Here is a 10242-nt window from a genome sequence, read left to right as displayed (position 1 = left end):
CGTCGCGCCGTCGAGCGGGCAGAAGCCTGCGGCCGCGCGGCTGACGGCACCGACACGTTGTGGAACATCGAGGTCCTGCGCTTCTGCACCGCGACGGACGCGGTGACGAAGCAGTGCACCGCGTTCGTCGACCAGGGTGCGCCGGTGCTCCCGGACGCCCCGCCGGCGCCGACGATCACCGACCTCACGCCCGGCGCGAACAGCGTGACCGTGGGCTTCGTGCCGACGGGCGGTGCGCCGTTCAACGCCTTCCAGGCCGACGCGCTCGTCAACGGCTCGGTCTTCGCCAGCGCCACGGTCGACGGGACCGCGTCGAGCATCACGATCACCGGGCTGCAGAACGGCGTTCCCGTGACGGTCGTCGTCCGTGCGGTCAACGCGGGCGGCACGAGTCCGGACTCGGCGCCGTTCGGCCCGGTGACCCCGGTCGGGCCGCCGGCCGCCCCGGTCATCGGCACGGCGGCCCTCGCCGGGCCGACGTCGGCGACGGTCTCGTGGACGCCGCCGACCGACACCGGTGGCTCGGCCATCACGGGCTACGAGATCCAGGCGGTGCTGTCGGGCATCCCGGTGTTCGCCACGAACGTGGCCCCGGGCACCTCGGCGACCGTCACCGGTCTCGACCCCGGCTTCACGTACACGTTCCAGGTCGCCGCGATCAACGCGGACGGGCTCACGAGCGCGTTCTCCGCGGAGTCGAACCAGGTCGTGACGACCGCGGCGGCGACGGCGCCCGGGGTGCCCACCATCGGCACCGCGGTGCGCGGCAACGCGTCGGCGACCGTGCGGTGGACGCCGCCCGCGAGCGACGGCGGCTCGCCGATCACGCGGTACCAGGTGCAGGCCCGGCGTGCCGGGACGACCACCGTCGTGGGCACCGTGCAGAACGCGCCGGCGGGTGCGACGAGCCTGGTCTTCCCCGGGCTCACGAACGGGACGGCGTACGACTTCCGGGTAAGGGCGGTCAACGCCGCGGGCACGGGGACGTACAGCCCCCGCTCGAACGCGGTGACCCCGGCGACCGTGCCGGGTGCGCCGACGATCGGGACTGCGGCGGCCGGAGCCAGCGGCGGGTCGGTCACCGCGACGGCGCGCTGGACGGCGCCGTCGAGCAACGGCGGCTCCGCGATCACCGGCTACCGGGTCGTCGCGCACCGGATGAGCTCCACGGCGACCAACGCCACGGTGCTGCAGACGGTCGTGTCGTCGGTGCGCTCCGCGTCGTCCACGTCGTACAACATGCCGCTGCCGGTGGCCGGGATCTATCGGTTCCAGGTGGAGGCGATCAACGCGCTCGGCACGAGCTCGCGTTCGTCCCGGTCGAACGCCGTGAACGGTCGATGAGGCTGCGGCACCTCGCGGGCGCCGTCGCGCTGATGGCGGCACTCGCGGCGTGCTCCGACGGTGCCGCGGGCACCGGTGGGACCGCCGCCGCGGCGGGGGCGTCCGCCGCGGCGGCCCCCTCCGGCTCCGCGGCCCCGAAGGGGCCGACGGTGACCCGGCTCGGGGTCACCGTGACGGGTGGCTTCGGCCAGGCACCCGCGGTCGGCGTGGCCGGCGGGGCGACCGCCCCGGCCGAGCCCGCGGTCGAGGTGCTGTCGGCGGGCAAGGGCCGGGTCGTGCGGGCCGGTGACCTCGTCGTCACCGGGTACCACGTGCAGTCGTGGGGGAGCGGCGGTGCGCCGTCCGCGACCCTCGACGACACCTGGGCGCGCGGGCTGCCCCGGCTCGGCGTCGCGGGCCCGAGGGCGGCGGACGCCTGGGCGAAGGTCGTCGTCGGCCGTCGGGCCGGCTCCCGGCTGCTCGTCGTCGCCCCCTCCGCCGACGGGTGGACCACCGGTGCGGCCGGTGCGACGGGTCCGGTGGCGGTCGTGCTCGACGTCGTGGACGTCGTCGAGCCGGGCGGCGCAGGCGTGGGCACCGCCGTCCGCTCCGGGACGGGCGGCGGCTACCCGACGGTCGTCGGGGCGCCCGGGAAGGCACCGACGGTGACGTCCGTCGTGGCGGTGGGGACGTCGAAGAAGCGCCGGTCGCGGCTGCTCGTCGACGGGGCGGGTGACCCGGTCGACGCGAAGCGGACGCTCGTCGTCCAGCTCCTCGAGGTCGACGGCGAGACCGGGCGCACGGTGAACTCCACCTGGGGCGGGTCCCCGGTACTCATGCCGGGCCGGGCCGTCCTCAAGACCGTCCCGGCGCTCAAGGCCGCCGGGGTCGGCAGCCGGGCGGTCGCCGTCCTGCCCGCGACCTCCACGACCCACGCCCGGGTGCTCGTCCTCGACGTCCTCGACCAGGTCTGACCAGGTCTGACCAGGTCTGACCAGGTCTGAGACCTGCGGGCCGGCGGCTCAGCTCCGCCGGATCCGCAGCACCGGCCGGCCCGGCCGCCACGTCTCCACGACGAGGGCATCCCGGGTGTCGCTGAGGCGGACCACGGTCGCCTCGTCGACGTCGATCCGGAACAGCTCGAAGGGGCCGGGGGGCACCTGCTCGAGCGACGCCCGGTACGCCGCGTGCACCTGCGGGTCGGTGAGCTCGACGGCCGTCCCGGAGAGCTTGGCGTCGCCGGACCACGCGTGCGGCTCGTCGGAGCCGGAGTGGATCGCCACCCGGGGGTCGCGGCGCAGGTCGTCGAAGCGCCGGCTGCCGGGCATCCCCGCGAGGTAGACGCCGTCGTCCCGGACCTCGACCTCGGTGCCGCTGATCCGGGGCGACCCGTCGGCCCGCAGGGTCGCCATCGTCTTGTGCTTGTGGGCCTCGAACCGTGCGCGGACGCCTGCCGCGACGTCCGGTGCCTCGGCGAGGAGCCGCCCCCAGGTCGTCATGGCCGCAGCCTTCCACGCGCACCGGGGACCTGCCGGGTGACCGTTGGCCGCGAGGTTAACGCGGGTGTAACGATCACCCCCTGCCGCAACCCCTGCCCGGCGGGTTAGGGTGCGCGCGACGGCACGCCCCGCGCCGGCGCCGGAGCACCCGGCGGCGGCGGTTCGGCGTGTCTGGCACAGGTCGTCAGAGACGACGCCGCTCGGCCAGCGTCACGTCAGCCTCCCCCCGTAAGACGTGCTCCTGTCGGAAAGGCAGGCCCATCATGGCGTCCACCCACACCCCTGAGACGGCGACCGTCGTCGCCGACGTCCGCGAGGGCGAGTACGGCGCGAAGGTCGCCGCCGTCGAGCCCGGCGGCGCAGAGCTCATCCCGTTCGACGAACGGCACGGCACCCCCGTCTCGCTCTTCTGGACGTGGATGTCGCCGAACCTCGAGTTCGCCACCGTCTTCCTCGGCGTCCTCGCCGTGGCCGCGTTCGGCCAGTCGTTCCCGGCGGCGGTCGCAGCGATCGTCCTCGGGACGGGCCTCGGGGCCTTCTCGCAGGCGGTCCTGTCCGCGCGCGGCCCGCAGTACGGCGTCGCGCAGATGATCCTGTCGCGGATCCCGTTCGGGTTCCGCGGCAACGCGCTGCCTGCCGGGCTCAACTCCGTCGTCGCCGGCGTCGGCTGGTTCGCGGTGAACAGCGTCAGCGGCACCCTCGCGCTCAACGCGCTCTTCGGCATCCCGAACCTGCTCGGCCTCGTCATCGTCGTGGCCGCGCAGATCGGCGTCGCCTTCATGGGCCACAACTTCATCCACTCCTTCGAGCGGCTGGCCCTGCCCCTGCTCGCCGTCGCGTTCGTCCTCGCGACGATCTCGATCGTCACGAAGGCCTCGCCGGGCGCGCTCACCGCGAACCCGGAGGTCAACGCCGTCGGCGCGTTCATGCTCACCCTCGGCACGACGTTCGGCTACGCCGCCGGCTGGAACCCGTACGCCTCGGACTACACCCGCTACCTGCCCAAGGACGCCGTCGGCAACGCCACGGGGAAGCGGGCCGGCATCTTCGCGGGCCTGGGGATCTTCGTCTCCTGCACCGTGCTCGAGATCATCGGGGCGCTGTCGGTCTCGCTCACGAAGGACCCGTTCACGAACGCGACGGACGCCTTCACCTCGAGCATGCCCGGCTGGATCGCCAAGCTCACGCTGCTCGCGATCGTCGTCGGCGCCATCTCGGCCAACGCGATCAACGTGTACTCCGGCGCCATGTCGTTCCTCGCGCTCGGCATCAAGATCCGGCTCGGCATGGCGCGCGCGATCGTCGCGCTCGTCTTCGGCGTGCTCGGGTTCGTCGTCGCCTGGGACGGCCTCAAGGACGTCCACAAGTACGAGGACTTCCTCCTCGTCATCGCGTACTGGATCGGGCCGTGGATCGCGGTCGTCTTCATGGACCAGTACCTGCGCCGCGGCCACGAGGTGAGCGGCTACCTCTTCGACCGCAAGCACAACCCGTGGGCCGGCTGGGTCTCGATGCTCGTGGCGATCGCCGTCTCGGTGTACCTGTTCTCGAACCAGGCCAAGTACGTCGGCCCGCTCGCCGAGAAGTACGCCTGGCTCGGTGACAGCGCCTTCGAGGCCGGCTTCCTCATCGCCGGCGCGCTGTACTTCGTGCTCTTCAAGCTGCAGAAGACGGAGCGCGACGAGGTCCTGGTCCTCCCCGACACGGAGGCCGCCAAGCCCTGACCGTTCGACCACCTGCGGGGAGACCACGACGGCATCGCGCCGTCGTCGTCTCCCCGCAGTCGTACGGGCCGCGGCGGCAGCGTCAGGGGCGGAGGAAGGTGACCTCGCGGGTGCCTGTGCGGGTGGTCACCGTGGTGGTGGCGGGGCGGGTGCGGGCGACGACCTCGCCGGCGCGCATCACCAGCCAGCGGGGAGAGATGCGTCGGACGGCGTCCGTGGCGGTCGGGGCGTCGAAGACGACGAGGTCGGCGGGGCCGCCGACGCGGACGCCGGCCGAGTCGACGCCGAGCGCCCTGGCCGGGTTCGTCGTCACCATCTCGAGCAGGTACTCCAGCTCGCTCGCGCCGCTCATCTGGCCGTAGTGGGCCATGACGAACGCGGACTGCAGCGGGTCGCCGACGCCGAGCGGGTACCAGGGGTCCATCACCGAGTCGTGGCCGATCGCGACGTTGAGCCCGGCCGCGATGAGCTCCTTGACCCGGGTCTGGCCGCGGCGGACCGGACCGACGTCGAAGCGGCCCTGGAGCACCGAGTTGTCGAGCGGGTTCGTCACCATGTGCAGGCCGGCCCGCTTGATGTTGTTCACGAGGCGGTACGCGTACGCGGCGTTGTAGGAGCCCATCGCCGTCGTGTGGCTCGCGGTGACCCGGCCCGTCATCCCGCGCTTGATCGTCTCGGCGGCCATCACCTCGACGAACCGGGCGTGGTCGTCGTCCGTCTCGTCGCAGTGGATGTCGATGAGCCGGTCGTACTCCTGGGCGAGGTCGAAGACGTACTGCACCGAGGCGACGCCGTCCTCGCGGGTCAGCTCGTAGTGGGGGATGCCACCGACGACGTCGCAGCCCTCCTCGACCGCGCGGCGCATGAGGTCAGCGCCGCCGGCGAAGCCGTAGATGCCCTGCTGCGGGAACGCGACGAGCTGCAGGTCGACGAGGCCGGCGAACTCCTCGCGCACCTGCTTCAGGCCGGCGAGCGCCCGCAGGTCGGGGTCGCACACGTCGACGTGGCTGCGCACCGACTGGACGCCCCAGGCGAGCTGCCAGGTCATGACCTCCCGCGCCCGGGCCGCGACGTCGTCCGGGGTGAGGGTCTTGACCCGCTCCGCCCACACGGCGATGCCCTCGAAGAGCGAACCGGTCTCGTTCTGCCGGGGCTGGCCCACGGTGAGGACGGCGTCCAGGTGGATGTGCGGCTCGACGAGCGGCGGCGTGACGAGCCGGCCCCCGAGGTCCTCGACCTCGTGCTCGCCGTCGGGTGCCGGCAGGTCGGGGCCGATCGCCGCCACCGTGCTGCCCGAGACGAGGACGTCGACCGGGTGGTCGGTGCCGAGCAGGACGGCGTTGCGCAGCAGCAGGTCCACGGGTCAGGCCTCCGGGTCGGTCGGGTCGGGAACGGCGCCGGGGGAGCGGTGGCGGGCGAGCACCCGCCGCAGCGCGACGCCGCTGCGGTCGGAGCGGACGTGGAGCTCGTCCCGCATCCGCAGCGGCAGGCCGCGCACGGTCATCGCCGCCTGGAGCGCGAGGTCCTCGCCGAGGACGGCGACCTCGAAGGCCACCTCCTTCGCGACGACGTCCGGCGGCGGCACCGCGACCCCGCCGATGCCGTGGAAGAGCATCTTCGTGTAGACCCGCGTCGAGTCCGCTGCCTCGGGCTGGAGGAAGAAGAGGATCGTCTTCACCGCACCGGCGTCGAGCTCCTCGAGGCGCAGGAGGAGCTGGAACGGCCAGCGGTGGACGTACGTCGAGCGGCGCCGCTGACGCACGGGCCGGATCCCTTGCAGCACAGCGGGATCCTCCGGGTTGTCGAACCACTGGTCCTGCACGGAGACGAGCCCGTCGCCGTCCGACTCCACGTCGAACGGCTCGACGTACGTCTCCTCGGCCGCCCCGAAGGTGCCGACGTGCACGAACGGGAAGTGCGCGGCGTCGAGGAAGTTCTCCGCGAGCACCCCGGCGGGCGACGCCGACCGGTCGGGCTCGAGCCAGCCCGGTGCAAAGAGCGGGTCGGTGTCGTCGGCGCACTCCAGCAGCGGGACTCGCGGCTCGGCCGGTGCCACCCAGAGCACGTCGAAGCGGACCGCGGACCGGGCCACCGGCGGGGTCACGGCGAAACCGTCGCCGGCGCGCCCGACCGAGTACTCCCGCCCCAGCAGCCGGGCGGCCACCTGACCGTGGTCGGGCACCTCGTCGACGAGGAGCAGCGGGTGCCAGCCCGCCTCGAGCGAGGCGTCGAGGTTCGTCAGGGTCTCCTCGGTGGCCCGCAGGTCCGGCGGCGCCGACCCCGGCACCGCCGGGTCGACCGGGGCAACCCACAGGACGCCGTCCGCCTCCCGGACGCCCCACGGTGCCGCGAGCCGGGCCCGCGGCGGCACCGAGGCGGCCGGGCCGTTCGAGGGGACGAGCGTGCACGCGCCGTCCGGCCCGAACCGCCAGCCGTGGTACGGGCACTGCACGGTGCCGTCGACGACCGTGCCGTGCGCCAGCCGGACGAGCCGGTGCGGGCAGCGGGCCTCGACGACGCCGACCGGGGCGCCGGGCTCCGGGCGGAACGCGACCCACGCCCGGTCGCCTGTCGTCACCTCGACCGGGGCTGTGCCGACGGCGTCGAGCGGGACGGTCGGCCACCAACCGTCGACGGGCTGCCTCATGCGACCTCCGGGGTGTGACGAGTACACGCGACCGGGGCAGCACCCTCGGCGCCCGGACGCATCCTGTCCGATCGCGGGCCTGCCGTCACCCCTGTCAGCCCGTGATCTGCACCCCGAGCGCGGTGGCGATCGCGAGCGCCTGGTCGACCGTCACCTGGGCACCCCGCAGGTCGGTCTCGCGCGGGTCGAGGGTCGTCATGAGGCTGCCGCGCAGGTCCGCCGCCGACAGGTCCGCGCCGGTGAGCAGCGCGGCGTCGAGGTCGCAGTGGCTCAGCGTCATGCCCTTGCCACGCACCTTCGTCAGGTCGCTCTCGCGCATCCGGACGCCGGACAGCCGCGCCGTCCGCAGGTCGGCGGCCGCGAGCCCGGTGAACGACCAGTCGCCGCCGTCGACCGTGAGGTGGTCGAAGGCGCACCGCTCGAACCGGCTGCCGACGAGCTTGCAGCCGGTGAAGGTCGAGGAGAAGAACCGGCACCGGACGAACGTGCAGTTCGTGAAGGCGCTGCCGGTCCAGGCGGAGGCGTTGAACCGGACGCCGCGGAACAGGCAGTCGGTGAACGACGCCGCGGTCGCCCGGGCGTCGGTGAGGTCGGTCTCGAGGAACGCGAGGGCGTCGAACGCCTCACCGGACAGGTCCGCGCCGTACCAGTCACGGTCCGGTGCCTCGTCGCGGTCGAGCATGCGGACGGCGCTCCTCGGGTCGGCTGGTCGATGCAGCATCGACCGTACTGCGCGTCCCCGTCAGACGGCCGCGACCTCCACCGCGTACCCGTTGAGGACGGCCGTCCCGGAGAGCGGGTCGACCTCCGGCGGCACGAGTACGTTGACGTTCGCGCCGCCGTCGCCGTCCGCCGTCCGCGCCACCGACAGCCCGGCGCCGTCGACCGCGTGCCCCCAGCCGTGCGGGAGCGACACGACGCCCGCGCGGATCCGGTCGGTCACCTCGGCGACGGTCTCGACGCTCCCGGCGGACGACGTCACTGCGACCGGCGCGCCGTCGACGATGCCGCGGGCCGCCGCGTCGTCGGGGTGGATGTGCAGGGTGCACGTGTTCGAGCCGGTGACGAGCGAGGGCAGGTTGTGCGCCCACGAGTTGTTCGAGCGCAGGTGCCGGCGCCCGACGAGCACGAGGCCTCCGTCGGCGACCGCGGCCCGGGCCTCGTCGAGCGCGGTGCGCAGCCGGGCGACGTCCGCGACGACCGGCGCCGGCGCGAGCTCGACCCGGCCGGACGGCGTCCGGAGCACCTCGGGCAGCCGCGGCTCGAGCGGGCCGAGGTCGAGGCCGTCCGGGGCGGCGGCGAGCCGGTCGAGGGTGAGCCCGTCCGGGCGCGCGCCGAAGCCGTCGCCGTACGGGCCGAGCCGCAGCAACGCGTCGAGCATCCGGACGTCACCGGTGCGCGGCGTGCCGTCGGCGGCCGTCGACACCTGTGCGACGAGGTCGGCGACGTCGCGCCCGTGCACCGGTGAGCCCTCGGCGGCGACGTGCTGGCCGAGCAGCGCCGAGACGACGAGAGCGTCGACGGCGTCCGGGTCGACCTGCGGGGCAAGGGTCTGCAGCACCCCGGCGAGCCGGCAGAGCGTGCGCCACTCCGGCTCGACGTCGCCCTCGGCGGGCAGCACGGCGGGGGAGAAGTGCGCGGTGTTCCGGCAGGCGAACTGGTTGAACGTGAGGTCGTAGTGCGGCCGGGCGAGCGGCCCGGGGACGGGCAGGACGACGTCGGCGCGGGCCGCCGTCTCGGTGCGGTAGAGGTCGACGCAGATCAGAACGTCGAGGCCGTCGAGGGCCTTGCCGAGCCGCCCGCCGTCCGGTGCGGACAGCGCCGGGTTGCCGGCGACCGTCACGAGCCCGCGGACGTGGCCGCCGAGGATCTCCTCGGCGAGCGCCGCGGTCGGCAGCTCGCCGAGCACCTCGGGCAGGCCGCGCTCCGCGCTCGTCCAGCGGCCGAAGCGGGGACTGCGGGCCCGGGACGTCGGCGAGGAGTTGCGCTGCCCGGCGGCGGCGAGCGGGAACATCACGCCGCCGGGGGCGTCGAGGTTGCCGGTCAGGGTGTTCACGACGTCGACGAGCCACGAGGTGAGCGTCCCGAACCGGACGGTCGTCGTCCCGATCCGGCCGTAGACGGCGGCGGACCGCGCGGCGGCGAGGTCGCGGGCGAGCGTCGTGACGGCCTCGGCGGGGATGCCGACGACCGGTGCGACGGCGTCCGGGGTGAAGGGGGCGAGCACCTCGGGGAGCGCGTCGAGGCCCTCGAGGTGGGCGCCGACGTGCGGGCCGACGTCCGCCAGCCCCTCCGCGAGCAGGACGTGCGCGACGGCCGCGAGCAGGAACACGTCGGTGCCGGGCCGGATCGCGAGGTGGGTGTCGGCGGCCTTCGCGGTGCGCGACGTCCGCGGGTCGACGACGACGAGCCGGCCGCCGCGCTTGCGCAGCGCGCGCAGCCGGCCGGGCATGTCGGGGGCGGTCCACAGAGAGCCGTTCGAGGTGAGCGGGTCGGCGCCGAGGACGACGAGCAGGTCGGTGCGGTCGACGTCCGGGATCGGCACGGTGAGCGGGTCGCCGAACATGTACGTCGTCGCGACCTGCTTGGGCATCTGGTCGGTCGTCGACGCGCTGAAGATGTTGCGCGTGCCCGCGGCCTTCGCGACCGCGCCGACGTAGAGCTGGCCGGCGAGGTTGTGGACGTTCGGGTTGCCGAGGTACAGCCCGAGGGCGCCGCGGCCGTGCTCGGTGACGACGCGGCCGAGCCGTTCCGCGACCACCGACCAGGCGTGCTCCCACGTCGTCTCCTCGCCGTCGACGAGCGGGGCGCGCAGCCGGTCCGGGTCGTGCTGGAGCTCGCCGATGGCCAGCCCCTTCGGGCAGGCGAAGCCCTTGCTGAACACGTCGTCGGGGTTGCCGCGGGCCTGGACGACGCGGGGCGCCGCGCCGTCCGGGTGCCCGACCTCGACGAGGAGGCCGCAGGTCGCCTCGCACAGGGGGCAGGTGTAGCGGTGCGTCGTCGTCCGCGTCGTCTGCGCTGCCGGCCGGGCCGTCGTCTCTGACATCCG

8 protein-coding genes are annotated in these 10242 nt (G+C 74.2%); 3 read left to right on the top strand and 5 right to left on the bottom strand.

Annotated features, from left to right (window positions below; genetic code table 11):
- A partial coding sequence (locus tag EDJALFJO_RS30485; protein ID WP_143448877.1) for a fibronectin type III domain-containing protein occupies positions 1–1344 on the top strand: 1344 nt, incomplete at its 5' end.
- A complete protein-coding gene (locus tag EDJALFJO_RS30480; RefSeq protein ID WP_088290218.1) occupies positions 1341–2297 on the top strand; it encodes a hypothetical protein in 957 nt (318 codons plus the stop codon). The genes EDJALFJO_RS30485 and EDJALFJO_RS30480, both read left to right, overlap by 4 nt.
- Positions 2298–2345: 48 nt before the next feature.
- Here EDJALFJO_RS30480 and EDJALFJO_RS30475 read toward each other — a convergent pair whose 3' ends face one another.
- Entirely contained in the window at positions 2346–2822 is a 477-nt protein-coding gene (locus EDJALFJO_RS30475) for a pyridoxamine 5'-phosphate oxidase family protein (protein WP_088290216.1), read from the bottom strand.
- Positions 2823–3085: 263 nt separating this feature from the next.
- On the opposite strand from EDJALFJO_RS30475, the gene EDJALFJO_RS30470 reads away from it, so the two are divergent.
- Entirely contained in the window at positions 3086–4546 is a 1461-nt protein-coding gene (locus EDJALFJO_RS30470) for a cytosine permease (protein ID WP_088290214.1), read from the top strand.
- 82 nt (positions 4547–4628) lie between these two features.
- Here EDJALFJO_RS30470 and EDJALFJO_RS30465 read toward each other — a convergent pair whose 3' ends face one another.
- The 4 genes from EDJALFJO_RS30465 to EDJALFJO_RS30450 all read right to left on the bottom strand — a co-directional run bounded on the left by EDJALFJO_RS30465 (position 4629) and on the right by EDJALFJO_RS30450 (position 10239).
- The gene (locus EDJALFJO_RS30465; protein WP_088290212.1) at positions 4629–5906 is read right to left on the bottom strand and encodes a cytosine deaminase; all 1278 of its coding nucleotides are present in this window, start codon (positions 5904–5906) and stop codon (positions 4629–4631) included.
- Positions 5907–5909: 3 nt separating this feature from the next.
- The gene (locus EDJALFJO_RS30460) at positions 5910–7193 is read right to left on the bottom strand and encodes a Rieske 2Fe-2S domain-containing protein (RefSeq protein WP_088290210.1); all 1284 of its coding nucleotides are present in this window, start codon (positions 7191–7193) and stop codon (positions 5910–5912) included.
- A 94-nt stretch (positions 7194–7287) separates the two neighbouring features.
- The gene (locus EDJALFJO_RS30455; RefSeq protein ID WP_088290208.1) at positions 7288–7875 is read right to left on the bottom strand and encodes a pentapeptide repeat-containing protein; all 588 of its coding nucleotides are present in this window, start codon (positions 7873–7875) and stop codon (positions 7288–7290) included.
- A gap of 60 nt (positions 7876–7935) precedes the next feature.
- On the bottom strand, positions 7936–10239 hold the full coding sequence (locus tag EDJALFJO_RS30450) for a molybdopterin dinucleotide binding domain-containing protein (RefSeq protein WP_088290206.1): 2304 nt from the start codon (positions 10237–10239) through the stop codon (positions 7936–7938).
- Between the last annotated feature and the right edge of the window lie 3 nt (positions 10240–10242).

Origin of the sequence: Kineosporia sp. A_224, assembly GCF_002198655.1 — a bacterium.
In the GTDB taxonomy this organism is placed as follows: Bacteria; Actinomycetota; Actinomycetes; order Actinomycetales; family Kineosporiaceae; genus R-H-3.
This window is presented reverse-complemented; position numbering and strand designations above follow the sequence as displayed.